Annotated in this window: 32 protein-coding genes and 1 tRNA gene; 26 read left to right on the top strand and 7 right to left on the bottom strand. The window is 45.7% G+C overall.

Going from position 1 to position 26,509, the window contains the following annotated elements; all coding sequences use genetic code 11:
* Positions 1–120 precede the first annotated feature (120 nt).
* The 18 genes from Q4592_RS18520 to rplQ all read left to right on the top strand — a co-directional run bounded on the left by Q4592_RS18520 (position 121) and on the right by rplQ (position 8,994).
* Positions 121–196 (top strand) — tRNA-Thr (locus Q4592_RS18520).
* A gap of 323 nt (positions 197–519) precedes the next feature.
* The gene (gene rplN, locus Q4592_RS18515; protein WP_137673757.1) at positions 520–888 is read left to right on the top strand and encodes a 50S ribosomal protein L14; all 369 of its coding nucleotides are present in this window, start codon (positions 520–522) and stop codon (positions 886–888) included.
* A 10-nt stretch (positions 889–898) separates the two neighbouring features.
* Complete coding sequence (gene rplX / locus Q4592_RS18510; protein ID WP_137673758.1) at positions 899–1,213, top strand: 50S ribosomal protein L24; 315 nt, start codon at positions 899–901, stop codon at positions 1,211–1,213.
* 12 nt (positions 1,214–1,225) lie between these two features.
* Positions 1,226–1,765: a 50S ribosomal protein L5 gene (gene rplE / locus Q4592_RS18505; RefSeq protein ID WP_137673759.1), complete on the top strand. Its 540-nt coding sequence runs from the start codon at positions 1,226–1,228 to the stop codon at positions 1,763–1,765.
* Positions 1,766–1,778: 13 nt separating this feature from the next.
* Positions 1,779–2,084 carry a 30S ribosomal protein S14 gene (gene rpsN / locus Q4592_RS18500; RefSeq protein WP_137673760.1) on the top strand — a complete coding sequence of 102 codons (306 nt, stop codon included), beginning with the start codon at positions 1,779–1,781 and terminating at the stop codon, positions 2,082–2,084.
* Between the two features lie 26 nt (positions 2,085–2,110).
* A complete protein-coding gene (rpsH, locus tag Q4592_RS18495) occupies positions 2,111–2,503 on the top strand; it encodes a 30S ribosomal protein S8 (protein ID WP_303515952.1) in 393 nt (130 codons plus the stop codon).
* A 15-nt stretch (positions 2,504–2,518) separates the two neighbouring features.
* Positions 2,519–3,046 carry a 50S ribosomal protein L6 gene (gene rplF, locus Q4592_RS18490; RefSeq protein ID WP_137673762.1) on the top strand — a complete coding sequence of 176 codons (528 nt, stop codon included), beginning with the start codon at positions 2,519–2,521 and terminating at the stop codon, positions 3,044–3,046.
* A gap of 9 nt (positions 3,047–3,055) precedes the next feature.
* Positions 3,056–3,406: a 50S ribosomal protein L18 gene (rplR, locus tag Q4592_RS18485; RefSeq protein WP_137673763.1), complete on the top strand. Its 351-nt coding sequence runs from the start codon at positions 3,056–3,058 to the stop codon at positions 3,404–3,406.
* 10 nt (positions 3,407–3,416) lie between these two features.
* Entirely contained in the window at positions 3,417–3,920 is a 504-nt protein-coding gene (gene rpsE / locus Q4592_RS18480) for a 30S ribosomal protein S5 (protein ID WP_016402136.1), read from the top strand.
* A 7-nt stretch (positions 3,921–3,927) separates the two neighbouring features.
* On the top strand, positions 3,928–4,110 hold the full coding sequence (gene rpmD / locus Q4592_RS18475; RefSeq protein WP_137673764.1) for a 50S ribosomal protein L30: 183 nt from the start codon (positions 3,928–3,930) through the stop codon (positions 4,108–4,110).
* 2 nt (positions 4,111–4,112) lie between these two features.
* Positions 4,113–4,547, top strand: coding sequence for a 50S ribosomal protein L15 (rplO, locus tag Q4592_RS18470; RefSeq protein WP_137673765.1), 435 nt, complete (start codon positions 4,113–4,115; stop codon positions 4,545–4,547).
* 9 nt (positions 4,548–4,556) lie between these two features.
* Positions 4,557–5,882: a preprotein translocase subunit SecY gene (gene secY, locus Q4592_RS18465; RefSeq protein ID WP_016402133.1), complete on the top strand. Its 1,326-nt coding sequence runs from the start codon at positions 4,557–4,559 to the stop codon at positions 5,880–5,882.
* Positions 5,883–5,923: 41 nt separating this feature from the next.
* Complete coding sequence (gene rpmJ / locus Q4592_RS18460) at positions 5,924–6,037, top strand: 50S ribosomal protein L36 (protein ID WP_000868186.1); 114 nt, start codon at positions 5,924–5,926, stop codon at positions 6,035–6,037.
* 109 nt (positions 6,038–6,146) lie between these two features.
* On the top strand, positions 6,147–6,503 hold the full coding sequence (gene rpsM / locus Q4592_RS18455; protein WP_016402132.1) for a 30S ribosomal protein S13: 357 nt from the start codon (positions 6,147–6,149) through the stop codon (positions 6,501–6,503).
* A gap of 13 nt (positions 6,504–6,516) precedes the next feature.
* A complete protein-coding gene (gene rpsK, locus Q4592_RS18450) occupies positions 6,517–6,906 on the top strand; it encodes a 30S ribosomal protein S11 (RefSeq protein WP_016402131.1) in 390 nt (129 codons plus the stop codon).
* Positions 6,907–6,932: 26 nt separating this feature from the next.
* On the top strand, positions 6,933–7,553 hold the full coding sequence (gene rpsD / locus Q4592_RS18445) for a 30S ribosomal protein S4 (RefSeq protein WP_137673766.1): 621 nt from the start codon (positions 6,933–6,935) through the stop codon (positions 7,551–7,553).
* Positions 7,554–7,576: 23 nt separating this feature from the next.
* Entirely contained in the window at positions 7,577–8,563 is a 987-nt protein-coding gene (rpoA, locus tag Q4592_RS18440) for a DNA-directed RNA polymerase subunit alpha (RefSeq protein ID WP_137673767.1), read from the top strand.
* 38 nt (positions 8,564–8,601) lie between these two features.
* On the top strand, positions 8,602–8,994 hold the full coding sequence (gene rplQ, locus Q4592_RS18435; RefSeq protein WP_137673768.1) for a 50S ribosomal protein L17: 393 nt from the start codon (positions 8,602–8,604) through the stop codon (positions 8,992–8,994).
* 97 nt (positions 8,995–9,091) lie between these two features.
* Here the strand turns inward: rplQ and Q4592_RS18430 are convergent, their stop codons facing one another.
* On the bottom strand, positions 9,092–10,354 hold the full coding sequence (locus tag Q4592_RS18430) for an HD-GYP domain-containing protein (protein WP_303515938.1): 1,263 nt from the start codon (positions 10,352–10,354) through the stop codon (positions 9,092–9,094).
* A 157-nt stretch (positions 10,355–10,511) separates the two neighbouring features.
* Between Q4592_RS18430 and metA the strand changes: the two genes are divergently transcribed.
* The 3 genes from metA to mgtE all read left to right on the top strand — a co-directional run bounded on the left by metA (position 10,512) and on the right by mgtE (position 16,832).
* The gene (metA, locus tag Q4592_RS18425) at positions 10,512–11,453 is read left to right on the top strand and encodes a homoserine O-succinyltransferase (protein ID WP_303515936.1); all 942 of its coding nucleotides are present in this window, start codon (positions 10,512–10,514) and stop codon (positions 11,451–11,453) included.
* A gap of 89 nt (positions 11,454–11,542) precedes the next feature.
* On the top strand, positions 11,543–15,223 hold the full coding sequence (gene metH, locus Q4592_RS18420; protein WP_303515933.1) for a methionine synthase: 3,681 nt from the start codon (positions 11,543–11,545) through the stop codon (positions 15,221–15,223).
* A gap of 271 nt (positions 15,224–15,494) precedes the next feature.
* Positions 15,495–16,832 carry a magnesium transporter gene (gene mgtE / locus Q4592_RS18415; RefSeq protein WP_137673772.1) on the top strand — a complete coding sequence of 446 codons (1,338 nt, stop codon included), beginning with the start codon at positions 15,495–15,497 and terminating at the stop codon, positions 16,830–16,832.
* Between the two features lie 66 nt (positions 16,833–16,898).
* Here mgtE and Q4592_RS18410 read toward each other — a convergent pair whose 3' ends face one another.
* Positions 16,899–17,246 (bottom strand): hypothetical protein, encoded by a 348-nt coding sequence (locus Q4592_RS18410; RefSeq protein ID WP_303515929.1) that lies wholly within the window; start codon positions 17,244–17,246, stop codon positions 16,899–16,901.
* Between the two features lie 74 nt (positions 17,247–17,320).
* Entirely contained in the window at positions 17,321–19,246 is a 1,926-nt protein-coding gene (locus Q4592_RS18405) for an ABC transporter ATP-binding protein (protein WP_303515927.1), read from the bottom strand.
* Between the two features lie 101 nt (positions 19,247–19,347).
* Between Q4592_RS18405 and Q4592_RS18400 the strand changes: the two genes are divergently transcribed.
* Positions 19,348–19,545, top strand: coding sequence for a YheV family putative zinc ribbon protein (locus Q4592_RS18400; protein ID WP_137673775.1), 198 nt, complete (start codon positions 19,348–19,350; stop codon positions 19,543–19,545).
* Between the two features lie 245 nt (positions 19,546–19,790).
* On the opposite strand, the gene Q4592_RS18395 is transcribed toward Q4592_RS18400, so the two are convergent.
* From Q4592_RS18395 to folE2, 4 genes are all read right to left on the bottom strand, one after another.
* A complete protein-coding gene (locus Q4592_RS18395; RefSeq protein ID WP_303515922.1) occupies positions 19,791–20,603 on the bottom strand; it encodes a hypothetical protein in 813 nt (270 codons plus the stop codon).
* Between the two features lie 338 nt (positions 20,604–20,941).
* The gene (locus Q4592_RS18390; RefSeq protein WP_303515920.1) at positions 20,942–21,409 is read right to left on the bottom strand and encodes a Fur family transcriptional regulator; all 468 of its coding nucleotides are present in this window, start codon (positions 21,407–21,409) and stop codon (positions 20,942–20,944) included.
* Between the two features lie 28 nt (positions 21,410–21,437).
* Positions 21,438–22,043, bottom strand: coding sequence for a DUF1826 domain-containing protein (locus tag Q4592_RS18385; protein ID WP_303515917.1), 606 nt, complete (start codon positions 22,041–22,043; stop codon positions 21,438–21,440).
* Positions 22,043–22,996 carry a GTP cyclohydrolase FolE2 gene (folE2, locus tag Q4592_RS18380; RefSeq protein WP_303515914.1) on the bottom strand — a complete coding sequence of 318 codons (954 nt, stop codon included), beginning with the start codon at positions 22,994–22,996 and terminating at the stop codon, positions 22,043–22,045. Before folE2 ends, Q4592_RS18385 begins: the two co-directional genes overlap by 1 nt.
* A 169-nt stretch (positions 22,997–23,165) precedes the next feature.
* Here folE2 and Q4592_RS18375 point away from each other — a divergent pair, with 169 nt between their 5' ends.
* From Q4592_RS18375 to Q4592_RS18360, 4 genes are read left to right on the top strand one after another with little or no spacing between them, the layout of a single operon-like run.
* Positions 23,166–23,906: a metal ABC transporter ATP-binding protein gene (locus tag Q4592_RS18375; RefSeq protein WP_303515911.1), complete on the top strand. Its 741-nt coding sequence runs from the start codon at positions 23,166–23,168 to the stop codon at positions 23,904–23,906.
* A 1-nt stretch (position 23,907) separates the two neighbouring features.
* The gene (locus Q4592_RS18370; RefSeq protein WP_303515908.1) at positions 23,908–24,804 is read left to right on the top strand and encodes a metal ABC transporter permease; all 897 of its coding nucleotides are present in this window, start codon (positions 23,908–23,910) and stop codon (positions 24,802–24,804) included.
* A complete protein-coding gene (locus Q4592_RS18365) occupies positions 24,801–25,826 on the top strand; it encodes a metal ABC transporter solute-binding protein, Zn/Mn family (RefSeq protein WP_303515905.1) in 1,026 nt (341 codons plus the stop codon). The genes Q4592_RS18370 and Q4592_RS18365 overlap by 4 nt, the downstream gene beginning before the upstream one ends.
* 56 nt (positions 25,827–25,882) lie before the next feature.
* Positions 25,883–26,503 (top strand): DUF1007 family protein, encoded by a 621-nt coding sequence (locus tag Q4592_RS18360; RefSeq protein ID WP_303515964.1) that lies wholly within the window; start codon positions 25,883–25,885, stop codon positions 26,501–26,503.
* The last annotated feature ends 6 nt before the right edge of the window (positions 26,504–26,509 follow it).

Here is a 26,509-nt window from a genome sequence, read left to right as displayed (position 1 = left end):
GAACTCAGAAGTGAAACGCAACTGCGCCGATGATAGTGTGGGGTTTCCCCATGTGAAAGTAGGTCACCGCCAGGCTCTCAATTAAGATAAAAACCCAGCTATAGGCTGGGTTTTTATTTCGCTGATATAGCTCAGTTGGTAGAGCGCACCCTTGGTAAGGGTGAGGTCGGCAGTTCGAATCTGCCTATCAGCACCATATTCAGAGAAGCCCGGCAAATACGCTGGGCTTTTTTGTTTCTACCGACCAAATATTGCTCGGTAATCTAGGTTAGGTTGGAGATATCATCTCCGGTTCTAATCACGTAACTGCGAAATTAACCCTTTTCAAACTGTTTTTTGAATGGTTTTATCTTGGTAACTATTTGTTTATATTGCGTTTATTAATTAAATTAAACAAAATTTAGACAGTTCTACCAATTCAAAATTTAGGGTGTTATAATTTCGCGCCCTTTAATTAGGCAGCCAGAGATCTCAGCGCTAATTGTTGGGATCAGTTGTAACATATAGCGGAGCACTGAAATGATCCAAATGCAATCTACTATGGACGTGGCGGACAATTCCGGCGCGCGCCGTGTACAGTGTATTAAGGTCCTAGGTGGTTCGCACCGCCGCTATGCACGAATTGGCGACATCATTAAAGTTACTGTAAAGGAAGCAATTCCACGCGGTAAAGTTAAGAAAGGTGACGTTATGAATGCAGTGGTAGTGCGTACTAGAAAAGGCGTACGTCGTCCTGATGGTTCTGTAATTCGTTTTGACCGCAATGCAGCGGTTATCTTGAATGCAAACAATCAGCCTATTGGTACTCGTATCTTTGGTCCTGTGACACGTGAACTGCGCAATGAACAGTTCATGAAAATTGTGTCTCTAGCGCCAGAAGTACTTTAAGGAGTCCAAAATGGCTAATAAAATCCAAAAAGGCGATGAAGTAATAGTTATTGCAGGTAAAGACAAAGGCAAACGCGGTAGCGTAACCAAAGCTTTATCAAACGGTAAACTATTCGTTGAAGGCGTTAACGTAATCAAGAAGCACCAAAAGCCAAACCCTCAATTGGGTGTTGCTGGCGGTATTGTTGAGAAAGAAGCGGCCCTTGATGCATCAAACGTAGCGATTTTTAACCCTGCCACTGGCAAGGCTGATCGCGTTGGTTTTCGATTTGAAGACGACAAAAAAGTTCGTGTATTCAAATCGTCTAATGAAATTGTAAAGTAACTGGAGTTAACGATGGCGAAACTGCATGACCTATATAAGGAAAGTGTAACGCCTGAACTCGTAAAGGAGTTCGGTTACAAATCCATCATGCAAGTCCCTCGGATTGAGAAAATCACCCTTAACATGGGTGTGGGTGAAGCGGTTAATGACAAGAAAGTACTAGAGCACGCAATTGCTGATCTAGCGGCTATCTCAGGTCAAAAACCTCTTACTACCAAAGCTCGTAAATCTGTAGCAGGCTTCAAGATCCGTGATGGATACCCGATTGGTTGTAAAGTGACTCTACGCGGTGAGCGTATGTGGGAGTTTTTAGAGCGTTTGATTTCAATCGCAATACCTCGTGTTCGAGATTTCCGTGGTTTGAATGCTAAGTCATTCGATGGCCGTGGTAATTACAGCATGGGTGTTCGTGAGCAAATCATCTTCCCTGAAATCGATTATGACAAAGTTGATAAGGTTCGTGGTATGGATATTACTATCACTACTACTGCCGAAAGCAACGAGGAAGGCCGCGCTTTGCTGGCTGCCTTTAACTTCCCATTCCGTAAGTAAGGTAGAGTTAGTTATGGCTAAACAATCAATGAAAGCTCGTGAAGTGAAACGTGAAAAAGCCGTTGCTCGCTTCGCGGAGAAGCGTACTGCGCTTAAAGCGATTATTAGCAGCGTGAACAGCTCTGATGAAGAGCGTTGGGACGCAGTGTTAAAATTGCAATCGTTACCTCGTGATTCAAGTCGGTCTCGTCAGCGTAACCGCTGTAACGTAACTGGCCGCCCACATGGCTACCTACGTAAATTCGGCCTTAGCCGTATTAAATTACGTGAAGCAATGATGCGCGGTGAGGTTCCTGGCCTTAAGAAAGCCAGTTGGTAATCCACTTAATTACGGAGTAAACGATTATGAGCATGCAAGATCCTATTGCAGATATGTTGACTCGCGTTCGCAACGGTCAATCAGCAAATAAAGTATCTGTTGTTATGCCTTCATCTAAAGTAAAAGTGGCAATTGCTAACTTGTTGCAAGAAGAAGGTTACATCGCAGGATACGCTGTGACTGGTGACGTGAAAAAGTCATTAGAAGTTACCCTCAAGTATTTTGAAGGTAAAAAAGTTATTGAAAAGATTGAACGTGTAAGCCGTCCAGGCCTACGCATTTATAAAGGTGCTAAAGACCTACCTAAAGTTATGGGTGGCCTTGGCGTTGCAATCATTTCTACATCTAAAGGCGTTATGACTGACCGTGCAGCACGTAAAGCTGGCATGGGCGGTGAAATCGTCTGTTACGTAGCTTAACCGGAGGTAGGTAATATGTCTCGCGTAGCCAAGGCTCCCGTTACAATTCCTGCTGGCGTTGAAGTAAGTATCAACGGCCAAGAATTAACGGTTAAAGGTAGCAAAGGTACATTGACTCGCGTTTTTAATAACGCAGTTGTTGTAACGAAAGAAGAGAACGAACTTAAGTTTGCTGTAGTTGAAGGTGCTTCAACTGCTCAAGCTGGTACAGCTCGTGCTCTAAGCAACAACATGGTTGTTGGCGTTACAAATGGGTTTGAGAAAAAATTGACACTGTTAGGTGTTGGTTACCGTGCGGCTGTTAAAGGCTCGGTAGTTAACCTAACTCTAGGTTTTTCTCACCCAGTAGATTACACCTTACCAGAAGGTGTAACCGCAGAGTGTCCATCACAGACTGAAATCGTACTGAAAGGTGCTGATAAGCAAGTTGTTGGTCAGGTAGCAGCAGACATTCGTGCGTTCCGTCCACCAGAGCCTTACAAAGGTAAAGGTGTTCGTTATGCTGACGAAAATGTTCGCCGTAAAGAGGCTAAGAAGAAGTAGGTTAACACTATGGATAAGAAAATTGCTCGTCTGCGTCGTGCAACACGCACTCGCAAAGCTATGCAAGAGTTGGGTAAAACCCGCCTGGTGATTCACCGTACTCCGCGCCATATTTACGCGCAGGTGATTGCACCTGATGCTAAGGTTCTTGCAACAGCATCAACAGTAGATAAAGCCGTTTCTGAAGGGCTTGAAAGTTTAAGTAATGTAGCTGCCGCTACTGCCGTAGGTAAAGCAATCGCTGAGCGTGCCGCAGAAAAAGGTATTACATCTGTAGCTTTTGACCGTTCTGGCTTTAAGTATCACGGCCGCGTTGCTGCGCTTGCAGAAGCTGCACGTGAAGCTGGTCTTCAGTTCTAAGGAGTGAGTCATGTCAAAATTTGAAGCACAAGCCGGTAGTGATCTGAATGAGAAGCTTATCGCTGTAAACCGTGTGTCAAAAGTAGTTAAAGGTGGTCGTATCTTCAGTTTCACTGCTCTTACAGTAGTGGGTGACGGTAACGGTCGCGTAGGGTTTGGTTATGGTAAAGCACGTGAAGTTCCTGCTGCTATTCAAAAAGCAATGGAAAAAGCGCGTCGTAACCTTACTAGTGTACAGCTGAGAGGCACTACACTGCAGCATCCTATTAAGGGTCGCCACTCTGGGTCGCGTGTTTACATGCAACCTGCATCAGAGGGTACTGGTATTATTGCCGGTGGTGCGATGCGTGCTGTTCTAGAAGTTGCGGGCGTGCAGAACGTATTGTCAAAAGCATACGGTTCTACTAACCCAATTAACATTGTTCGCGCTACTATCGACGCTCTTGAGAATATGCATTCTCCACAAGACGTTGCTGCGAAGCGTGGCCTAAGCGTCCAAGAAATTCTGGGGTAATAAAGCCATGTCGAACACAATTAAAGTAACACAGACTAAAAGTGGTATTGGGCGTTTGCCTAAGCACCGTGCGACCCTAACAGGTCTAGGTCTTCGTCGCATTAATCATACTGTTGAATTAGAGGACACTCCTTGTATTCGCGGTATGATTAATAAAGTTTCTTACATGGTTAAGGTTGAGGGAGAATAATCATGCGTTTGAATACTCTTTCTCCGGCGGCTGGCTCAAAGCCAAACGCCAAGCGTGTAGGACGTGGTATTGGTTCTGGTTTAGGTAAAACCGGTGGTCGTGGTCACAAAGGTCAGAAGTCTCGTTCTGGCGGTAGTGTTCGTCCAGGTTTCGAAGGCGGTCAAATGCCATTGAAACAACGTTTGCCTAAATTTGGTTTTACTTCACGTAAATCAATGGTAACTGCTGAAGTTCGTACTAGCGAACTAGCTAAAGTTACTGCTGACGTGGTAGATTTGGACGCTTTGAAGGCAGCTGGTCTTATTACTCGCAACATTAAGTTTGCAAAAGTAGTACTATCTGGCGAAGTTAAAGCACCAGTTACCTTACGTGGCCTGCGTGTAACTAAAGGCGCACTGGCAGCTATTGAAGCTGCTGGCGGTAAAATCGAGGAATAAGTACAAAACATGGCTAAGAATCCAGGAACAGCATCAGCAAGTGCACAAGGCGGCTTAAGCGAGCTTAAGAGTCGTTTACTATTTGTGCTTGGAGCCATTATTGTGTTCCGAGCAGGCTCCTTTGTGCCGTTACCTGGGATTGATGCCGCTGTACTGGCCGCGTTGTTTGACCAGCAAAAAGGTACCATTCTGGAAATGTTTAATATGTTTTCAGGTGGTGCTCTTTCACGTGCTTCTATATTCGCGTTAGGTATCATGCCGTACATTTCGGCATCGATTATCATCCAGTTATTGACAGTTGTTCACCCAACCCTTGCTGAACTTAAAAAAGAAGGCGAGTCGGGTAGACGTAAGATTAGTCAATACACGCGTTATAGCACGCTGGTTTTAGCAACCTTCCAAGCTATTGGTATTGCTACTGGCTTACCAAATATGATGGCAGGTCTGGTAATTAACCCAGGTCTACCGTTCTATTTCACTGCGGTGGTTAGCTTGGTGACAGGAACAATGTTCCTGATGTGGTTAGGTGAGCAAATTACTGAACGCGGTATCGGCAACGGAATTTCGATTCTAATTTTTGCTGGTATTGTGGCAGGATTGCCTTCTGCAATCGGTCAGACGGCTGAGCAGGCGCGTCAAGGAGAGTTGCACTTATTGTTACTCTTGTTCATCGTTGCTCTTGTATTTGCGGTGACCTTCTTTGTGGTATTTGTAGAACGTGGACAACGTCGTATCGTTGTTAACTATGCAAAACGCCAACAAGGTCGCAAAGTGTTCGCTGCACAAAGCACACATTTACCACTTAAAGTGAACATGGCGGGTGTTATCCCGGCAATTTTCGCTTCAAGTATTATTCTGTTCCCTGGCACATTAGCGCAGTGGTTCGGTCAAAATGAAGGCTTGTCTTTCCTTTCTGACCTGTCATTAACGCTACAACCTGGGCAACCGTTATATGTGTTCTTGTATGCAGCAGCTATTATCTTCTTCTGCTTCTTCTATACTGCGTTGGTATTTAACCCTCGCGAAACAGCAGATAACTTGAAGAAGAGTGGCGCGTTCATTCCGGGTATACGCCCAGGTGAACAGACCTCGCGATACATAGACAAGGTGATGACTCGTTTAACCCTAGCTGGTGCTTTGTACATCACGTTTGTATGTTTAATTCCTGAGTTTATGATGATCGGAATGAACGTTCAGTTCTACTTCGGTGGTACTTCGCTACTTATTGTAGTGGTGGTTATCATGGACTTTATGGCTCAGGTCCAAACCCATTTGATGTCTCATCAATATGGTTCGGTTCTGAAAAAAGCTAATCTTAAAGGTTACGGCCGTTAGGCCGCCCTTGAGATTGGTCTTTAACTTTTACGGAGATAGCAATGAAAGTACGTGCATCCGTTAAGAAAATCTGCCGTAACTGTAAAGTTATCAAGCGCAACGGTGTTGTGCGTGTAATTTGCAGTGAGCCAAAGCACAAACAGCGCCAAGGCTAGTTAGTAGATTTCAAGACAATATTATTTGCAATGTGGTCATCTGTTGAGTATCCTTACGGGCTTTTCACAGATGGCCTTCGTTTAACACGAAAATTATAGGAGTGTGCCAATGGCCCGTATAGCCGGCATTAACATTCCTGATCAGAAGCACGCAGTTATTGCTTTAACTGCAATCTTCGGTATTGGCTTAACCCGCTCACAAAAAATTTGTGCGGCAGCCGGTATTGCTGAAGATGTTAAGATCAGAGAACTTGACGAAACACAAATCGATAAACTTCGTGACGAAGTAGCTAAATTCACTGTTGAAGGTGATCTACGTCGTGAAGTATCAATGAACATTAAGCGTCTGATGGACCTCGGTTGTTACCGTGGACTTCGTCACCGTCGCAGTTTGCCCCTTCGCGGTCAGCGCACTAAAACAAATGCGCGCACCCGTAAAGGTCCTCGCAAACCTATTAAGAAATAAGGGGTGAGTGAAAATGGCTAAAACTCCGACTCGCGCTCGTAAACGCGTAAAAAAACAAGTTGCTGATGGCATGGCTCATATCCATGCTTCTTTCAACAATACTATTGTGACTATCACTGATCGTCAGGGTAACGCGCTTTCTTGGGCCACTGCAGGTGGTTCAGGTTTCCGTGGTTCACGTAAGTCTACTCCGTTCGCTGCACAGGTTGCTGCTGAACGTGCTGCTGAAGCAGCTAAAGACTACGGCCTTAAGAACGTAGAAGTGTTTGTAAACGGCCCAGGTCCTGGTCGTGAGTCTTCAATCCGTGCATTACATGCTGCGGGTTTCCGTGTGACTAACATCACCGACGTGACTCCGATTCCACACAATGGTTGTCGTCCACCGAAGAAACGCCGCGTGTAGTTTCTGGATAGATTGGAGAAAGAAAAATGGCAAGATATTTAGGTCCAAAGCTTAAACTTAGCCGTCGTGAAGGTACCGATCTTTTCTTGAAAAGTGGTGTACGTGCGATCGACACAAAGTGTAAGTTGGATGCAGCACCTGGTCAACATGGTGCACGTAAAGCGCGTCTTTCAGACTACGGTTTACAGCTTCGTGAGAAGCAAAAAGTTCGTCGTTTATACGGCATACTTGAAAAACAATTCCGCAACTACTACAAAGCTGCTGCTCGCCTTAAAGGCAACACCGGTGAAAACTTGCTGCAATTGTTAGAAAGTCGTTTAGATAACGTTGTTTACCGTTTAGGTTTTGGTGCTACTCGCGCTGAAGCTCGTCAGCTAGTTAGCCACAAAGCTATCGTAGTTAACGGTCAAGTGGTTAATATTCCTTCTTACAAGGTATTACCAGAAGACGTTATCAGTGTTCGCGAAAAATCTAAGAAGCAAGCGCGTATCGTTGCATCTTTAGAAATCGCTGGACAACGTGAAGCGGCATCGTGGATAGAAGTAGACGCTACTAAAATGGAAGGCACTTTCAAACGCCTACCTGAGCGCGCTGATTTATCTGCGGAAATTAACGAACAGCTGATCGTCGAACTTTACTCTAAGTAAAGTTGAATTATAGAGAGGACACAATGCAGGGTTCTGTAACAGAGTTTCTAAAACCAAGGCTAGTTGAGATCGAACAAGTTAGCCCAACTCGTGCAAAGGTTACGCTTGAGCCATTAGAGCGTGGTTTTGGCCACACTTTAGGTAATGCTCTTCGTCGTATTCTTTTATCTTCTATGCCTGGTTGTGCGGTAACAGAAGTTGAAATCGATGGCGTGTTGCATGAGTACAGCAGTAAGGAAGGCGTACAAGAGGATATCTTGGAAATCTTGCTTAACCTTAAAGGTATTGCTGTGAAGTTAGAAGGTAAAGACGAAGTAACACTTAGTCTTGCCAAGTCTGGAGCAGGTCCTGTGGTTGCAGGCGACATTCAGCACGACGCTGATGTCGAAATCACTAACCCTGAGCACGTTATTTGTCACCTTAGCAGCAACGCTGAAATCAGCATGCGCATTAAGGTTGAACGTGGTCGCGGTTACGTACCAGCTTCAGTTCGGGTTCACTCTGAAGATGAAGAGCGTCCAATTGGTCGTTTGCTAACTGATGCGGCTTACAGCCCAGTAGAGCGTATTGCTTATACTGTTGAAGCTGCTCGTGTAGAGCAACGTACTGACTTGGACAAATTGGTTATCGATATGGAAACCAATGGTACTCTTGATCCAGAGGAAGCTATCCGCCGCTCTGCAACAATTCTTGCAGAACAATTGGATGCCTTCGTTGACTTACGTGATGTAAGTGAGCCTGAAGAAAAAGAAGAGAAGCCAGAGTTTGATCCAATCCTGCTTCGTCCTGTCGATGATCTAGAGTTGACAGTACGCTCTGCTAACTGTTTGAAGGCAGAAGCGATTCATTACATTGGTGACTTGGTACAACGTACCGAAGTTGAGCTACTTAAAACACCTAACTTAGGTAAAAAGTCGCTTACAGAAATCAAAGATGTATTAGCGTCACGTGGTTTGTCTCTAGGTATGCGCCTAGAAAACTGGCCGCCAGCTAGCATTGCTGATAAGTAGTCACTGGTTTTAACGTCTTAATATAGAAGGATAAGGTCATGCGCCATCGTCAGAGTGGTCGTCAATTGAACCGAAATAGTAGCCATCGTCAGGCTATGTTCCGGAATATGGCCAGTTCATTGGTTCGCCATGAAGTTATCAAGACAACATTGCCTAAAGCCAAAGAGCTTCGTCGTGTTGTTGAGCCATTAATTACATTGGCTAAAAATGACAGTGTAGCTAACCGTCGTCTAGCTTTTGCTCGTACTCGCGATGCAGAAGTTGTTGGTAAGCTATTTGCTGAAATCGGCCCTCGATTCAAAGAACGTGCAGGCGGTTACACTCGCATTTTAAAATGTGGTTTCCGTGCTGGCGATAATGCTCCTATGGCATTCATTGAATTATTGGACCGTCCTGAAGTTGAAGAAGTTGCTGAAGAAGCGGCTGAGTAAACTCAGACACCAAGTATAAAAAGCCGGACTTAGGTCCGGCTTTTTTTTGTCTTGAATTTGTCTAGTAAGATTTTACAACGGCGGAGTAATTAGCCCGTTACAAACGTTTGTTGTGATCGAAGTAATAAGAGATGCGCGCCCGCGGATTCAAGTACTCAAATACAGCATCGGGTAAGGCGCTGGGCTTAAGGGCTTTCTCAATGGTTAAGCCTGCCGCTTCTAAATCAATAATTGGTGCTTCAGTACGCGGGATATTGGGGTCATAAACTTGTACAGCAGGGAACAGCAAACGTTCCGAGTTTACCGACATCACCAAGCCAATCTGCCCTGAACTAAGCTGCACAACACTGCCTGGCGGATAGATACCCAACAAACGTATAAGTATGCCTAAGTCAGCAGCATTGAGCTGCGCTTTACGTTGTTTATAAAGGTAGGAAATAACCGTAAAAGGAATCCGGGTTAAGCGTGGGTCTCTTGGGTGGCATAAGCTGTCATACTCATTTACAACTGCAATGAGCTGGGCTAAGCGGTCGATGCTGTCGCCTTTTAACTTCTGAGGGTAACCGCTGCCATCTAAATACTCGTGGTGTTGCGCCGCAATCACTTTTACCTTTGCGGGTATCGTTTCTGATAACTTAAGAAAATCAGCCCCGTACTTAGTGTGCATCTTTAATAAGTTGGCTTCTTGAGCGGTTAACTTACCCGGTTTGCGCAGCACTTTATCGGGGATTTTCATTTTCCCTACATCGTGAAACAAGCCGGCCAAGCCTAAGATTTTTATATCACGCTCAGAAAATCCAGCAGCTTTGGCTAGCATCATGGCAAGGATAGACACATTTAAACTGTGATAGTAAAAGCTGTCGGCATCTTTGCTGTCGTTCATTAAGTGCAGCACCACACCCTCGCCAGAGAGTAAGTCATCGGCTAGGTTGTTAATTAGGGTTGTAGCGTCATCAACGGCGTTAAGTGGGCGGCTTTTCAGTTTGCTCATCACCGCGCGAACTTGCGCCATTGAGCGATCAAACTCTTTCTCAACCTTTTGTAGGTTACGGCGGTAATTCTTTAACTCTTCAATACGCGCGCGTTTTTCTTCCCAGAGTGCTTTGGCGGCTTTCTCTAAAGCCTTAGCGTCATCCTTTTTTTCGTCGTCTTGTTCTTGGTTCGCCGGCAAAGGTGGCGTATCGCTTTTTTCAGGTACCACAATGACATGCTTCAATCCCAGATTCTTGATTACATCAATCTGATCTTGGCTTTTTATTTTGAAGCTGGTGAACATAAACGGGTGCTCGCCCCATTTTACCGGAAGCTTAACAAACACACCTGTTTGTAATCGTTCTACATTAAGCTTTAACTCAGCCATGTGCCCTTACAACTTTTTTTCATCAGGGAGCATTATGAATAATTATTGGCACAAAATCAGCAGCTTTTAACAAGTTCTAGACATACACGAGGAACTATTTAAAATAGGTATCTAGATGTCTAGACATACATGTCTTGTTGTTAGCTTGGAGCCTCTTATGCCAATTTGTATTCCTGACCAGTTACCCGCTGCTGAAGTCCTGCGTAACGAAAATATTTTTGTTATGCCAGAGAGCCGTGCAGCCCATCAGGATATCCGTCCGCTCGAGGTAGTACTTCTTAATTTGATGCCTAAGAAAATTGAGACTGAAAACCAAATCCTCAGGCTGCTCTCTAACTCTCCCTTGCAGGTGAATGTAAAGCTATTACGTATCGATCATCGCGTGTCTAAAAACACTCCCAAAGATCACATCGATAAGTTTTATCGTGATTTTGACAAACTGCGCGAGCGTAACTTCGACGGACTGATTATTACTGGTGCTCCTTTAGGGCAAGTACCCTTCGAAGAAGTGTATTACTGGGATCAAGTTAAAGAAATTATTGATTGGGCCACAACCCACGTCACTTCAACCTTGTACTTATGTTGGGCGGCGCAGGCGGCGTTGTATCATTTATATGGTTTGAACAAACAAACTAGAGATACCAAGTTGTCTGGGGTGTATTGGCATCAAACCAAGCACAAGCATAATCCCTTGGTTCGTGGTTTTGATGACGCTTTTCTCGCGCCACTATCACGCTTCGCGCATTTTGATTCAAACCTAATTACCGAAGAAACCGACTTGAAGGTACTGGCCGATAACCCTGAAGCGGGTAGCTACTTATTTGCCAGCGAAGATTTTCGCCAAGTATTTATTACTGGTCATCCAGAGTACGCAGCAGATACTTTGCACAACGAGTATCAGCGTGATTCTCAAGAAGGCTTGAATCCGCAATTGCCCGAAAACTACTACACGCATGACGATTGCTCTGCCGCGCCATGTGCCACTTGGCGTAGTCATGGACACCTTTTGTATAACAACTGGCTTAACTACTGTGTTTACCAAATCACGCCTTACGACTTAGCCGAGCTTAAACCCAAATCTGATAATATCTTGAAATAATTTCATATAACTTTATCGCAGATAAGCCCCATTAGGCAGTGTGCTACACTGCCGAGTCGAAATACCAGCGAAAGAAATAGGAAGTTCCCGTGTCAGCAAGGCTACAACTAGAAAAGCAACTCTCTCAACGCATCATGATCATCGATGGCGGCATGGGAACCATGATTCAGTCTTACAAATTTGAAGAGGCTGACTACCGCGGAGAGAGCTTTGCAGACTGGCATACCGATGTAAAAGGCAACAACGATATGTTGGTGCTAACACAGCCAAAAATTATTGCTGATATTCATCGTGAGTACTTGCTGGCTGGCGCTGATATTCTAGAAACCAATACCTTTAACGCTACAACTATCGCCATGGCTGATTACGACATGGAGAAGTACTCGGCTGATATCAACCGCGAAGCTGCGCGTATTGCTCGCGAAGTTGCTGACGAAGTCACTGCCTTAAATCCTGAACGTCCTCGTTTTGTAGCGGGTGTGTTAGGCCCCACAAACCGTACCTGTTCTATCTCGCCAGATGTGAACGACCCAGGTTATCGTAATGTCACTTTTAACGAGCTAGTAGAGGCTTATGTTGAATCCACTAAGGCGCTTATAGAAGGCGGTAGTGACTTAATTTTAATCGAAACCATCTTCGATACTCTTAACGCAAAAGCGGCGGTGTTTGCGGTAGAAACTGTGTTTGATGAGCTGGGCTATAAACTGCCAGTGATGATTTCGGGCACCATTACCGACGCCTCAGGCCGTACCTTAAGTGGCCAAACAACCGAAGCCTTTTACAACTCGATGCGCCACGCTAGCCCAATTAGCATAGGTTTGAACTGTGCATTGGGGCCAGACGAGCTTCGCCAGTATGTTGACGAGCTTAGCCGCGTAAGCGAAACCTATGTCTCTGCTCACCCCAATGCAGGCTTGCCAAATGCCTTTGGTGAATATGACCTTGAAGCCAAGGAGATGGCGGAACACATTGGTGAATGGGCGCGCGCTGGTTTCTTAAATTTAGTTGGCGGCTGTTGTGGTACCACGCCTGAGCATATTAAAGCCATGGCCGATGCGGTTGAAGGTGTAGCACCACGTCAACTGCCGGAAATAGATGTAGCTTGTCGCCTGTCAGGGCTAGAGCCACTAACAATTACTGCAGATACCCTGTTTGTAAACGTAGGTGAGCGTAACAACGTTACGGGGTCAGCAATATTTAAGCGGCTTATCGTAGAGGAGAACTACGATAAGGCTATTGAGGTTGCCTTAAACCAAGTTGAAAACGGCGCGCAAATTATTGATATCAACATGGACGAAGGTATGTTGGATTCAAAAGCGGCCATGGTGCGCTTTTTGAACATGATTGCCTGTGAGCCTGATATCGCCAAAGTGCCGGTGATGATTGATTCATCTAAGTGGGATATTTTAGAAGCTGGCCTGCAGTGTGTGCAGGGTAAGCCTATTGTTAACTCTATTTCGATGAAAGAAGGGGTAGAACCCTTTATTCGCCAAGCTAAAATTCTTCGCCGTTATGGCGCGGCAGTTATTGTTATGGCCTTTGATGAAGAAGGTCAGGCAGATACCCGCGAACGTAAGTTTGAAATATGTAGTAAATCTTACGACATCTTAGTCAATCAAGTCGGCTTCCCGCCGGAAGATATTATCTTCGATCCAAACATTTTTGCGGTAGCTACCGGAATCGACGAGCATAACAACTATGCGGTTGATTTTATCGAAGCGGTAAAAGACATCAAAGATAACTTACCGCATGCGATGATTTCTGGCGGTGTCTCTAATGTAAGCTTTTCATTCCGTGGTAATAACCCTGTTCGAGAAGCGATACACGCGGTGTTCTTGTACTACGCGATTAAGAACGGCATGGACATGGGCATTGTAAATGCGGGCCAGTTGGCCATTTACGAAGACATTCCTAAAGAGTTAAAAGATAAAGTTGAAGCAGTAGTACTTAATACCCATAGCAATGCTACCGAAGAGCTGCTTGAAATTGCCGAGAAATACCGTGGTGACGGTTCTCAACAAGAAAGTGCTCAGGATTTAGAGTGGCGCACATGGGATGTTAAAAAGCGGCTAGAGCACGCTTTAGTTAAAGGTATCACCGAATTTATCGAAGACGACACCGAGCTAGCGCGCCAATCGGTAGAGCGCCCATTACACGTGATTGAAGGGCCGTTAATGGACGGCATGAATGTAGTGGGCGATTTATTTGGCGACGGTAAAATGTTCTTACCGCAGGTAGTGAAATCTGCCCGTGTTATGAAACGCGCGGTAGCCTACTTACAGCCCTATATTGAAGCCGAGAAAGGCGAAGGTCAGCGCTCTAACGGTAAAATAGTAATGGCCACCGTGAAGGGTGACGTGCACGACATTGGTAAAAACATTGTAGGGGTAGTGCTGCAATGTAATAACTTTGAAGTCATCGACCTTGGCGTCATGGTGTCTTGTGACAAAATTCTAAAAGTCGCTAAAGAAGAAAACGTAGATATGATTGGCCTCTCAGGGCTAATTACGCCCTCGTTAGATGAAATGGTGCACGTAGCTAAAGAAATGCAGCGTACCGGCCTCGAGCTGCCGTTGCTTATTGGTGGAGCAACTACTTCTAAAGCGCACACTGCGGTTAAAATTGAACAAAACTATGAGCACCCTGTCGTGTACGTATCTAACGCGTCACGTGCGGTGGGAGTGTGCCAAAGTTTATTGTCCGACGAGTTACGCCCTCCTTTTGTAGAAAAACTGGATAAAGACTACGAGATTGTACGTGAGCAGCATGCTCGTAAGCGGCCGCGTACTCCACCGGTTACTTTAGAAGTGGCTCGTGCTAATCGTGCGCCGATTGAGTGGGAAAACTACACGCCGCCAGTACCAAAGCAATTGGGCATTCAACAGTTCGAAGATGTGTCGATAGAAGACATTGAACCTTACATAGATTGGACCCCATTCTTTATGACTTGGTCATTGGCTGGAAAATACCCGCGTATTCTCGAAGACGAGGTAGTGGGCGAAGAAGCCAAGCGTTTGTTTGCCGACGCCAAAGCTATGCTCGCTCGTTTTAAACAAAAGCGCGAAGTGAAAGTATCAGGTGTGTTTGGTTTGTTCCCTGCCAATAGTGTGGGTGACGATATTGAGATCTACACCGACGAATCACGCAGCGAACTGCTTGGAGTAAGCTCTCAGCTTCGCCAGCAAACCGATAAGAAAAAGGGCGCTAACAATTGCTTAGCCGATTTTATTGCACCCAAGGCGAGCGGCAAAGCCGATTACTTTGGTGCCTTTGCGGTAACTGGCGGAATTGGTGAAGATGAATTAGCCGACATGTATAAAGATGAAGGCGATGATTACAACGCGATTATGGTAAAAGCGATTGCCGATCGCCTCGCCGAAGGTTTTGCAGAATACTTACATGCGCAAGTACGTAAAGACTTCTGGGGCTATGCCGCCGACGAAAACCTCAGCAGCGAAGAGTTAATTCGTGAAAACTACCAAGGCATACGTCCTGCACCGGGTTATCCCGCTTGTCCGGAGCATACCGAGAAGGGTCTTATTTGGGACTTACTGGATGTTGAAAAACGGATCGGTATGGTGCTAACCGACAGCTACGCGATGTGGCCGGGTGCAGCGGTATCAGGTTGGTATTTCTCTCATCCAGAGAGCCGTTATTTTGCGGTGGCATCGATTCAAAAAGACCAAGTAGAAGATTACGCCAAGCGTAAAAATATGAGCTTGGAGGTTGCCGAACGCTGGTTAGCGCCTAACTTGGGTTACAACACTTAGCTCGGAATCAAACCTAGCTACATTCAAGTTTGGCGTTGCTGGCTGCAACGCCCGTCAACTCGCCCTTCAGCTTTAGCTTGAGGGCGATAAATCGCTTGAGTTTTAAGCTTATTCCCCCTACAATTTGCGCCGATTTTATCACAGAGAATCTTCTATGAACCCGGACCCCGACAGTCGAAACTTTTATCGTTTTATAGACCCGATACAACAAAATTTCTTCGCGTAGTCCGTCTGGTTAATGCTTGGCTCTATGCGATAGCTGGAGCAGTACATGGCACATCTTCAACAAAAACTAGAGCTCGCTTTAGTTAACTTAGACAAGTTAACCCTTCGCTCAACCCTCGATGAATACCACTTTGCCGACGTTGGCCAAGCCTTGGCCGAGTTTGAACCTAAAGAAGCCTTACCGCTTATTTCGATGTTTTCACTAGGTGATCGCGCCAAAGTTTTCTCGTATTTGCCACCATATCTACAAGCCGACGTAGCGGGTTTAATGAAGCGCCATAAACTGGCCGCGTTGTTTTCTCGCATGGAGGCAGATGAGCGCGCCGATTTATATAACGACTTAGACGAAGAGCAACGCGCCATGGTTTTACCTGGCTTAGCTCAAGCCGAGCGCGAAGATTTACGTAAGCTTTCTAGCTACGCCGAAGGAACCGCGGGGTCAATCATGACCTCTGACTATGCCACTCTAAAAGAACACTGGCTGGTTAGCCGGGCGTTAAAGCAGCTGCGACTTGAAGCGCCAGATAAAGAAACTATTTACCAAACCTATGTGATTGACCGCGAACGTCGACTACTCGGTACCGTGTCTTTGCGTGAATTGATTCTGGCCTCTCCCGATATTCAAGTGCGCGAGTTAATGCGTACCGAAGTGGTATCGGTCACCGTAGAAGAAAGCCAAGAGCATGTGAGTAAACAAATTCGCCATTACGATCTATTGGCCCTGCCAGTGGTGGATGAACAGCAAAAGCTGGTTGGCATTGTTACTTACGATGACGCGATGGATGCGGCGGTTGAAGAAGCCACCGAAGATGCCCAAAAAAGTGCCTCAGTAGGTAAGCTCGACGAAACAGTAGACCGAGTGAGCATTTGGGAGCTCTACCGTAAACGGGTGATGTGGCTGGTACTGCTAGTGTTTGGCGCGATGTTCTCCGGCGCGGGAATTGCTCATTTTGAAGAAACGATTTCGGCCAACGTTGCTCTGGTGTTTTTCTTACCTTTATTGATTGGTAGTGGCGGTAATGCAGGCTCACAAGCAGCAGCCTTAATGGTACGGGCACTGGCCACTGGCGAAGTAGACAAAAATGACTGGTCTAAATTGTTTAGCCGTGAACTGTTGGTGGGGCTAGCACTTGGCTTAACTATGGCGGCTGCAGTTTATAGCGTAGGGGTATTTCGCGGTGGCCCAGACGTAGCAATGATTGTATCTATGTCGATGGTGATCATTGTATTAGTGGGATCACTGGTGGGCTTAAGCTTACCGTTTTTGCTGAATAAGATGAAACTCGACCCTGCAACGGCCTCTGGCCCACTGGTTGCGACAATTGCTGACGTATCAGGGGTGTTAGTTTATTTTGGCTTGGCCAGCGCCATACTCGGCTTGTAACGCGACACGCAGCCACAAAAAAAGCGAGCCATAATATGCTCGCTTTTTGCTTTCAATCATTCAGGTTTAGTCTTTGCTTTTTTCGTTACTGCTTGCCGGGCGAATTAAGCTCACCCCTTCACGAATAATCATTAAACCTACACCTACCAGCTTAACGCATACGTATAAAAATACGATTAGCACTATTACCTTGATAAAGGTTTGAAAAATTTCAAAAAACTCTTCGCTAACTTGGGTATTTATGGCATCGGTATCGGCCATTAACCAGTTAAAAAAGTGCTGCATGAAAGGCGCATCATGCGGCAAGGTAATTAAACTCACTGTTTGTGGTAGCACATAGGCTATCACTGCGATTCCTACCACTATTAGCGCAATGCCAATAAGTAATCTTGAGCGGTTTAGCGCCGTGTTCATATACATCCTTGAATGGTTATTAATAGTTCTGTTGTTAGTAGCATTACCTGAGTGACTAAAGAGATCAAGTAAACTTAGCTTTCCTGCTCTATACCAAAGGCTTGTTGCTGCTCTTCTAGTTGCTCTTGCAGGTCAAACCAGCTTAGTTCAGTTTCTTCTAGTTCGCTCTTAAGTTCTGCTTGTTGTTGTAAACACTTTTGCAGTTGTGCTTTGTTATCGGCTTCATACAGTTCTGGTTCAGCCATTTTTTGTTCTACTTCGTCTAAACGTTGCTGGGCTTTAGCGCTGCTTTTCTCAAGGCTTTCTAATTGCTTACGAATGCCTTTTGTTTGCTGGCGAAATTCGGCTTCGCGACGTTTTTGTTCTTTACGTTGATTCACCGGGTTCGCGCCAGTAGCGCTACTTTCTGTACCGTTGCTGTTTATCTGTCGGTTGGCTTGGCTTAGCCATTGTTGGTAATCGTCTAAATCACCCTCAAAAGGCGAGACCCGCTGGCTGTCTACCAAGTAAAATTCATCGGTAGTGGCGCGCAGTAATGCTCGGTCGTGCGATACAATAATCATTGCACCGGTAAACTCTTGCAGCGCCAAAGTGAGTGCGTGGCGCATTTCTAAATCTAAGTGGTTGGTAGGTTCATCAAGTAGTAACAAGTTAGGCTTTTGCCAAACTACTAAGGCCAATACCAAACGGGCTTTTTCACCACCACTAAACGGCGCTACTTTCTCTAGAGCTTGATCGCCTTGGAAACCAAAACTGCCTAAATACTTGCGTAGTTCAGCCTCGGTATTATTAGGGGCCAAGCGTTGCAAATGCTGCATCGGCGTATCGTCTGGGCGCAGAGTTTCTAATTGGTGCTGGGCAAAGTAACCCACTTTAGCCATTTTGTTTATTTCTACATTGCCGGCCAGCGCTTTTAGCTCACCAGAAAGCAGTTTAATAAAGGTAGATTTACCCGCGCCGTTACGGCCTAACAAACCAATACGGCTGCCAGGCACCAAGTTAAACTTAACTTGTTCAAGAATGGTTTTATCTTCATAACCGGCGCTCACTTTTTCCATGGTAAGCAAGGGTAGGGGCAGGTTGTCTGGCTCTCTAAACTGAAAGCTAAACTGCGAATCTACGTGGGCTTGGCTAATCACTTCCATTTTTTCAAGCGCTTTTAAGCGGCTTTGTGCTTGCTTGGCTTTACTGGCCTTGTAACGAAAACGGTCTACAAAACCTTGCATATGCGCACGCTCGCGCTGTTGCTTCTCGTACATGGCTTGTTGCTGAGCCAAGTGCATGGCGCGCATCTGCTCAAAGTCTGAATAGCCACCGGTGTACTCATTTAGCTTTTGATGCTCAATGTGCACAATGCGATTAATAATATTGTCCAGAAAATCGCGATCGTGAGAAATCAGAATTAGCGTGCCGGGGTAGCGCTTAAGCCACTGTTCTAGCCACACCACGGTGTCTAAATCCAAGTGGTTGGTTGGTTCATCCAATAGCAATAGATCGGAGCGAACCAATAGCGCTTGGGCTAGGTTTAAGCGCATTCGCCAACCACCCGAAAAGTCACTTACGCTTTGCTGTTGGCCTGCCTCACTAAAGCCTAAACCCGCCAGTAACTCAGCGGCTTTGGTTTTAATTTGGTAACCACCAATGGTGTCCATTTTGGTATGCAAGGTGGCAATGAGCTCGCCTTTTTCAGCTTCTTCTGCAGCGGTAATATCGCGCTCTAGTTGGCGAAACTCTTGGTCGCCGTCAATCACGTAATCAATGGCTTTGCGTTTTAGCTCAGGCGTTTCTTGGGCAACGCTGGAAATTTCCCACTTGCTTGGCACACTTAAGTTGCCTGCATCCACTTGCAGTTGGTTTTTTAACAAAGCAAATAGCGATGATTTACCGCAACCGTTTTGCCCCACTAAACCCACTTTTTGGCCGGGGTGAATGGTGAGGTTTGATTCTTCTAAAAGAAACTTGGTGCCGCGTTGCAGGCTAATATTGTTGGCTACGATCATGGTTGTTGCTATGTGCTACTAAAAGTGTGCAATAATGCCGCTATGATACCCGATGCGGCTAATGTCGCATAGCAACATGGCAGTGCAAACTAGAGTTAACTATGGCAAAACATCGTTTTATTGCGGGCGCAGTATGCCCAGAGTGTGAAGAGCAAGATTCTATTCGTTTAATCGTTGAGCAAGTGAACGGTGAAGAGCACGAGCATATTGAGTGCGTAAGCTGTAACTACCACGCCGAACGCCCCAAGCAGCAAGAAGAAAAAGCCGAACAAGACATTATTGGTTTGTTTAAGCCTTAGCTGAGCGATGCTTTGTTCGTTAAGTCTCGCATGTAGAGGTAATTTACGACTGTTGCTTTATAGCCGCTAGCCCCACTAAAAAAACTCACCTAATATTTTGGGTTTTCAATATTTAATGTCAGATGGAGGCAAATAAAGTTTAGTTTCTAGGTATGAGTGAAACTCTGATTTAGTTAGAGAACGAATGCTGTTCTGACTTTGAAAAACCGATTCCAGTCAGCTCACGCCTTAAGCTGAGGGTTCTATTAAGTCGCGAGCTGGCTTAAATTGCTATTAGAAGGCGCGAGATACTCCACAGCTTTAAGTTCGTTAATGTACTCGGTGGCCGATATTTCTTTGATGCACTTCTTGAGCATTTTTTTCAAATTTGGTTTTAGATGAGCCGTTGCAATGTCTGGTTCAACACCTTTTAGTAGTAGAAATATAGCCAATGAATAAATGTGTTCGGCTTCTGAAAGATAACCGCTACGATTGAAAGCCCATCCTTGAGAGTCAACTTCGGTAAACTGCTGGAAACTAAATGCCGAGTTAGACATAAATATACCAAAACCAAGAAAAGTAGCCGTAATATCAGTGGCAAATTCCCAGTTTTCCCAGCCTCCAGGTGGTGGCGTAGGAGAAGTAGCTGTTAAGTAGTGAGAAAGTTCATGAGCTAAAGTTGCGACTAGTTGTGTCGGATTGGCCGCGATCGTGGGGTTGTAGGTAACAACAATACCTTCGTTGTCATTTGCCTGAAATGTACCAAGAGGGTTTTGAGGAACATTTTGGATCATTAAAGTAGGTGCGACCTGCGGATCAACGTCCTCTTCTTGAGCTTCAAGTCTACAAGCCCAATCACGCATCCCCGCATATTCTTTCACAGCCAAAAAAGTTTCATAGGCAGCCTCTTCTTCACTATTAACTTTTGATGGGAAAAATTTTCTTGTTGGAAGAACAAGCTTTGCATGATTATAGAAATCATCTCCTCCAAAATTCCGTAAGAGCCACTTGAATGTAGCAATTTGAAATTCCACATCTTCTGTTGAAAGGGTTGGCTTTCTTTTAAATATTCCAAGCATATTCAGTCCATTTTTTACTTTTAAGTAACTTGTTATATTACGTTGTTTACTAACTTAGAATGGTACGCATCTAATTCTTTGCAAACTGCACTGCAACATTCGCAAGCCTAAGAAAAACCTAGTCTAATCATACCGTAATAGTTTAGTCATAATAAGCTTAAGCTCAATAAACCATCGGCGATGATTAGCCTTTCTCTCTATGGTTATCGCTGAGCTGGAGTAGTGGGAAGTGATAAAGCTGATCGCGGTTTAAGCGCAGCGAATAGTGCAGAAAACTTTGCTTGTTAAAGCCCTACTGCTTCACCCTGAGTAGGCTTCAATCCACCCCCTTTCAGGTGTCAGTTTTGACTCTGTTTACAATCCTTACACAAACAACTCAGCTCGAGTTGTGGGCTCAGTAAGTGATAACCCACTTGTTGCGCGCGATTATCTATTTCGTCGATTAAATGCTGGGGAATGGTGATTTCTTCAACGCTTTGGCAATTTTGGCAGATTAAAAACTGTGAGACTTGATGATGACATTGCTCGTGAATATGCGAGCAAGCCACAAACTTGTTTTGAGATTCTAATCGATGAACCAATTGGTGTTGGGCAAGAAACTCAAGGATTCGATATACCGACATTGGCGGCATAGTTTGTTCGGCTTGCTGATTGTAAATATCCAGTATTTCGTAGGCCGACATTGGCTTTTGCTGTTGTAGCAATACCCGCAAAATTTGCTCCCGCTTCACGGTTAAACGCGCGCCGGAATCTTTGCAACGGTGAGTTGCACTATCTACGATACTTTGGTCACTCTGTCGGGTCATTGTCATCCAAAATTCTGGTTAAATGTGGCTAACTGGCGAAATCTAAACTCAGCAATAAACGAGGGTATACCTCATCTGATGTGGGCGAGCGATGCATTAAACCGTGCTCACTCTCTTCGTCCCAAGCTTGCCCTTTTAATAAGGCGACTGCAAACAATGGCAGGTCTTGTAATGGCGGTTGGCTGGGCTGCTCGGCTAAGCGGCTTTTAGGCAATACGCTGTACTGTGTGCCAGCGCCTAGGTAACTCAGTAGCAAGCGGCATGGTACCTGATCACAGTGTAGTTTTGGACACATAGTTTGCTCTAGTTTGACCAAGCGCATACCAATTACGTCGAGTTCGAATAAGCAGCTAAACATATCGCACACTAGCACTAGGTCATCAATCATGGCTTGGCGGCCTGTGCCTGGCGGTAGTTTATCACTGATATAGCTTGCTACTTCGTTGGTATTGAGCCTGGCAGAAATTCCTCTAAAAGTACTTTGCTCATCTACCAAGCTGGCAGCGTATTCTGCAATTTGGGGATCAGGCTGGCGCTGCCACACTGCTAGCTCAGTTTGACTGCTGTAGATCTCGGTGAGGGCTTGGGCGGTTGCGCCAGTATTGACTACTGGCGTGGTGGTTGGCATGTTCATTATCGGCTTCCTTGAGCAAATAGTGGCTGTAGTTTCACTGTTGAGGTGCGTGGCGATACCTGAGCAAAGGCGTTATGCGCATGTAAGCTTTCGAGATGCCTTACTTGAATCGCAATACTGGGATAAAGCGGTGTAAGTTGCTGGGTGAGGCGTCGGCTAATATCTTCTACAAACATTAAGTTCTCGCCGTTTAGTTCGGCAAAGGCTTGTTCGTCGGCGCGTTTTACGCTGGTTTGTACTGGAGTGGCGATAATCGCTTCTAGTTGTTCAATCAAATTGACCAAGCCTAAAGCTTTAGAGTGCGTGGGTAATGGCAGTGATACTAAGGCCACACTGCGTTGGCTGTGTGGTGTGGCAAGGGTACCATTTTGTTTAAGCCAGGCTGCGGCTTGTGAAGGGCTTAAGGTTTTATCTTCGCCAAAGTGCTGTAAAAATTGGTGGGCTAAACTTTCTCTGACAAGGGCGGCAGAGCAAGGGCAGGTTGAGGAATACTGCAGCTCGACCTGTAAGGCAACAGAAAGCGCTTGTCCTTGTATTAACTCGGCAGATAAGGTGATGGGGTAACGCTGCCAACCAGCAGGGCTATTGCTGACTAAGGCAGGGCGCTTTAACAGAAACTCAAACTGTAATTCTATTCTCGCAGCGGTAGAGCGAACGTCTGAATGGCTGCTTAATACTTGCGCCAAACAGTGTTCTAGAGATTGGCGAGTGAGTGGTTGCTGAGCCAATTCGTTAAGCAAAAAGTAAAGCCGCGACATATGAATTCCCCGCGCAGCTTGCTCGCCGCCAGGTAGATCGACGGCGATACTGGCACTGGCGTGGCTATGGGTTAAGCCTGCTGGCTCATCTAAATAAACCGGTACCGAAATATCATCCATACCCACCCAGCTAATTGAGGGCTGATGTGTGGTTAGCGATGAACTGGCTACATCGGGCAGTTGGGATCTCAACAATTTCTTCTCTTTACATTATAAGTTTATGAATGATACGTTATATCATATCATTTGTATTGGTGGCGATGAAGCTATGCATTTTTATTATCTCGGCTTGGCCGCGCGTTTGTGTTCGTTAGTGTTAGTGGCGGCGCTGCTCATCTTATTAACCTATGGAGCCGTATAGGTCATGCAAGCGATTGTTGAGATGGATGCGCTGACTATTGGCCACCATGCTAATCAAGCCGTAGTAAATAACGTACAAGCCTTTATCCCCAGCAATGGCATGCTGGCGCTGGTTGGCCCTAACGGTGCCGGAAAATCCACGTTATTAAAAACTATTTTAGGCGTGATTAAGCCCTTGAGCGGTGACTTGGTTTACCATATCAATCCTCGTCACGACATTGCCTACATGCCTCAGTTATGTAGCGTAGAACGTAGTTTCCCTATCAATCTCAAACAGTTTGTAAGTGCCGGTTTATGGGCAAAAACAGGTTGGTGGCAACCGATGCGGCGTTACCAGCATGAGGTGCAACAGGCACTGGCTCAGGTGGAGATCGAAAACTTAGCTTCCAAGATGTTAAGTGAACTATCGGGCGGGCAATTACAGCGAGCCTTGTTTGCGCGGATGTTATTACAACGCAGCAAATTATTGCTGCTTGATGAGCCTTTTAACGGCGTAGATGAGGCGACTGTATCGGTACTGCTTGAGCAACTAAAGCGTTGCCAAGAAAACGGCGCGACTATTGTTGCTGCAATACATGATTTGGAGTTAGTAAAACAGCATTTCGAGCATTGTTTGTTGTTTAAAGAAGGTGGGGTTGTGCAAGCTAGCAGTGATGAACTGCATACTCCTCATTACTCTGCAGTGGCGAAGCCCTCGATAAGGGTTGTTGAGTTTGTTGGTCAAAACTTAAAGCGGGCGAACTAACATGCTTGATTTAATATCCTTACTGTTTGCCCCCTTTATTGATTACCAATTTATGCGCCGAGCGCTGGTGGGTTGCGCCACTTTGTCGCTGGGCACAGCACCCATAGGGGTGTTTTTAATGTTGCGGCGATTGAGTTTAACTGGCGACGCGATGGCTCACGCCATTTTGCCCGGAGTAGCCCTGGCTTATTTGTTGTGTGGTTTGTCGGTGGTATCAATGACCATTGGTGGCTTAGTCGCGGGTTTACTGGTGGCGATGTTAGCCGGTGCTACAGCGCTTAAAACTAAAAGCAGTGAAGACAGTACCCTCGCGGCTTTTTATTTAGGTTCACTCGCTTTAGGCGTGTTACTCATCTCTGCCAAAGGCAGCAATATCGATCTCTTGCATGTTCTTTTTGGCACCGCCTTAGCGCTGGATGATACCGCGTTAACGCTGCTATTGATTACCTGTGTTTGCAGCTTGGTAGTGTTTACTCTTATCTACCGACCACTGGTACTGGGAACGCTTGATAAAGACTATTTAGATAGCTTTGGTAGTAGCGGAAAAGTGGCCCATTTGGCCTTTATGTTTCTGGTTGTGGCCAACTTAGTGGCGGGTTTTCATGCGCTAGGAACGCTAATGGCTGTAGGCCTAATGATTTTGCCCGCTTGTATCGCCCGATTTTGGACCCGCAAGCTAGAGCCTATGTTGCTGTTGTCGATATTACTCAGCGTTGCTGCCTGTTGGGCCGGGCTGTTGTTGTCTTATTACTTTGGCTTTTCTACCAGCCCAAGCATTGTGCTGTTGCTAGCCGCTTGCTACCTCATTTCTGTGGTGTTTAGTCCACTCGATGGTTTACTCCGCAGTGGCAAACCAACTCCCTCTTTTAATCATAACAATAAGGATATGCTCTTATGATTCGCCGTTTTATTGTCAGCCTTACACTCTCTCTATGTGTGCTTCTTCCAACGATTAGTTTGGCCGCCCCGGTAAAAGTGGTGACTAGCTTTAGTGTGCTAAAAGACTTGGTAAAGCAAGTAGGGGGAGAGCAAATAGAAGTGACTAACCTTGTCGGGCCGAACGGAGATGCTCATGTTTATCAGCCCTCACCCGCAGATGCGCAAGCAGTGGCCCATGCAGATCTGTTAGTGATAAACGGTTTGGGTTTTGAAGGTTGGATGGAGCGCTTAGTTGAGGCCGCAGATTTTCAAGGTTTAATGCTTGCCGCTACTGATGGCATTGATGTGATTCATCTGGAGGAGCATGAAGATGAAGCCGAGGCTACACACCATGATGAGCACGAAGCACACCATGAAGACGAGGCTACTCACCATGATGAACACGAAACACATCACGAAGATGAAGCTGAACACCATGACGAAGGTAAAGAAGAGCATCATGCTCATCACCATGGCGAGTTTGACCCACATGCTTGGCATAGTGTGATAAATACGCGTACTTATGTTCACAACATACTTGCGGCGCTGGTAAAGGTATCACCCGAAAACAGAGCCTACTTTGAAGAAAACGCCGCGCGTTACCTTAGTCAGCTTAAGCAGCTGCAAGCACGTTTAGCGGCCGAAATGGCTTCGGTTCCTGCAAACAAACGTAATGTGATTACTTCGCATGATGCTTTCGGCTACTTAGCTAAAGACTATGGTTTTCACTTTACTGCTCCACAGGGTATGAGTACCGAAGCAGAAGCGTCTGCTGCCGATGTGGTTAACATTATCAAACAAATTCGCCAGCAAAATATCCAAGCCGTATTTGTAGAAAATGTATCTAATCCGCGTTTAATCGAGCAAATAGCCCGCGAAACCGGCGTTAACATTGGCGGTGAGCTGTATTCCGATGCTTTAGCAAGCGAGGATCAAGCCGCAGGAACCTACATAGGAATGATGGAGCATAACATCTCCACTTTAGTGAATGCGCTTAAGTAGCGGTTTTAGCGAGTCCAAAGGTGCTTAAAATAAATAGAGCGCTGTGGTGGGTTGCCATGCTATGCATGGCGCCCTTATTGGTGAGCGCACACCCTCATTCATGGATTGATGTGCGAAGTTATGTGGACGGAAAAAACCAGCAAATTAACGGGATAAGCATGGTGTGGCAATTTGACCCTATGACCTCTGCTTATATGTTGGACGGCGAAGATCTAGACGGTGTTAATCGCCAGCCAACTTTAACCCGTATGGCTCAAGACTTAGTGAATAACATTAGCGATTTTGATTATTTTACCAAGGTTTATTGGAATCAGCAGCCAGTCGAGTTGGCCGGAGCTAGCATGCAACGGGTTACTATTGAAGGGCTCAAGGTGAGTTTTAGTTTTTACCTGTCGTTCAAACAGCCTATTTCAATGCAAGCTATTTCAATGGGACAGGGGACCTTAGATATCCGTGTTTTTGATCCCAGCTATTACATTGATATGTCCTGGCGCGATTCAGGCGATCTTGCTCTCGCGATTGAGTTACAAGCGGCGTGTAGTCAAAAAATTATAGAGCCAAGCCCTAGTTCAGAACAAATGAGTTATGCCTTGGCGCTGCCTGCCGATGCTAGCCCTGATAACGCTTTAGGTAAATTGTTTACTCAGCAGGGCGTGATTACCTGCGAATCACTGTAAGGATGT

Source organism: Agarivorans sp. 1_MG-2023 (assembly GCF_030548385.1).
GTDB lineage: Bacteria > Pseudomonadota > Gammaproteobacteria > Enterobacterales > Celerinatantimonadaceae > Agarivorans.
This window is presented reverse-complemented; position numbering and strand designations above follow the sequence as displayed.

Excerpts from the sequence above, each read along its gene's own strand:
- rplN (WP_137673757.1), top strand. The coding sequence starts at position 520 with ATGATCCAAATGCAATCTACTATGGACGTGGCGGACAATTCCGGCGCG.
- rplX (WP_137673758.1), top strand. The coding sequence starts at position 899 with ATGGCTAATAAAATCCAAAAAGGCGATGAAGTAATAGTTATTGCAGGT.
- rplE (WP_137673759.1), top strand. The coding sequence starts at position 1,226 with ATGGCGAAACTGCATGACCTATATAAGGAAAGTGTAACGCCTGAACTC.
- rpsN (WP_137673760.1), top strand. The coding sequence starts at position 1,779 with ATGGCTAAACAATCAATGAAAGCTCGTGAAGTGAAACGTGAAAAAGCC.
- rpsH (WP_303515952.1), top strand. The coding sequence starts at position 2,111 with ATGAGCATGCAAGATCCTATTGCAGATATGTTGACTCGCGTTCGCAAC.
- rplF (WP_137673762.1), top strand. The coding sequence starts at position 2,519 with ATGTCTCGCGTAGCCAAGGCTCCCGTTACAATTCCTGCTGGCGTTGAA.
- rplR (WP_137673763.1), top strand. The coding sequence starts at position 3,056 with ATGGATAAGAAAATTGCTCGTCTGCGTCGTGCAACACGCACTCGCAAA.
- rpsE (WP_016402136.1), top strand. The coding sequence starts at position 3,417 with ATGTCAAAATTTGAAGCACAAGCCGGTAGTGATCTGAATGAGAAGCTT.
- rpmD (WP_137673764.1), top strand. The coding sequence starts at position 3,928 with ATGTCGAACACAATTAAAGTAACACAGACTAAAAGTGGTATTGGGCGT.
- rplO (WP_137673765.1), top strand. The coding sequence starts at position 4,113 with ATGCGTTTGAATACTCTTTCTCCGGCGGCTGGCTCAAAGCCAAACGCC.
- secY (WP_016402133.1), top strand. The coding sequence starts at position 4,557 with ATGGCTAAGAATCCAGGAACAGCATCAGCAAGTGCACAAGGCGGCTTA.
- rpmJ (WP_000868186.1), top strand. The coding sequence starts at position 5,924 with ATGAAAGTACGTGCATCCGTTAAGAAAATCTGCCGTAACTGTAAAGTT.
- rpsM (WP_016402132.1), top strand. The coding sequence starts at position 6,147 with ATGGCCCGTATAGCCGGCATTAACATTCCTGATCAGAAGCACGCAGTT.
- rpsK (WP_016402131.1), top strand. The coding sequence starts at position 6,517 with ATGGCTAAAACTCCGACTCGCGCTCGTAAACGCGTAAAAAAACAAGTT.
- rpsD (WP_137673766.1), top strand. The coding sequence starts at position 6,933 with ATGGCAAGATATTTAGGTCCAAAGCTTAAACTTAGCCGTCGTGAAGGT.
- rpoA (WP_137673767.1), top strand. The coding sequence starts at position 7,577 with ATGCAGGGTTCTGTAACAGAGTTTCTAAAACCAAGGCTAGTTGAGATC.
- rplQ (WP_137673768.1), top strand. The coding sequence starts at position 8,602 with ATGCGCCATCGTCAGAGTGGTCGTCAATTGAACCGAAATAGTAGCCAT.
- Q4592_RS18430 (WP_303515938.1), bottom strand. The coding sequence starts at position 10,354 with ATGGCTGAGTTAAAGCTTAATGTAGAACGATTACAAACAGGTGTGTTT.
- metA (WP_303515936.1), top strand. The coding sequence starts at position 10,512 with ATGCCAATTTGTATTCCTGACCAGTTACCCGCTGCTGAAGTCCTGCGT.
- mgtE (WP_137673772.1), top strand. The coding sequence starts at position 15,495 with ATGGCACATCTTCAACAAAAACTAGAGCTCGCTTTAGTTAACTTAGAC.
- Q4592_RS18410 (WP_303515929.1), bottom strand. The coding sequence starts at position 17,246 with ATGAACACGGCGCTAAACCGCTCAAGATTACTTATTGGCATTGCGCTA.
- Q4592_RS18405 (WP_303515927.1), bottom strand. The coding sequence starts at position 19,246 with ATGATCGTAGCCAACAATATTAGCCTGCAACGCGGCACCAAGTTTCTT.
- Q4592_RS18400 (WP_137673775.1), top strand. The coding sequence starts at position 19,348 with ATGGCAAAACATCGTTTTATTGCGGGCGCAGTATGCCCAGAGTGTGAA.
- Q4592_RS18395 (WP_303515922.1), bottom strand. The coding sequence starts at position 20,603 with ATGCTTGGAATATTTAAAAGAAAGCCAACCCTTTCAACAGAAGATGTG.
- Q4592_RS18390 (WP_303515920.1), bottom strand. The coding sequence starts at position 21,409 with ATGACCCGACAGAGTGACCAAAGTATCGTAGATAGTGCAACTCACCGT.
- Q4592_RS18385 (WP_303515917.1), bottom strand. The coding sequence starts at position 22,043 with ATGAACATGCCAACCACCACGCCAGTAGTCAATACTGGCGCAACCGCC.
- Q4592_RS18375 (WP_303515911.1), top strand. The coding sequence starts at position 23,166 with ATGCAAGCGATTGTTGAGATGGATGCGCTGACTATTGGCCACCATGCT.
- Q4592_RS18370 (WP_303515908.1), top strand. The coding sequence starts at position 23,908 with ATGCTTGATTTAATATCCTTACTGTTTGCCCCCTTTATTGATTACCAA.
- Q4592_RS18365 (WP_303515905.1), top strand. The coding sequence starts at position 24,801 with ATGATTCGCCGTTTTATTGTCAGCCTTACACTCTCTCTATGTGTGCTT.
- Q4592_RS18360 (WP_303515964.1), top strand. The coding sequence starts at position 25,883 with ATGCTATGCATGGCGCCCTTATTGGTGAGCGCACACCCTCATTCATGG.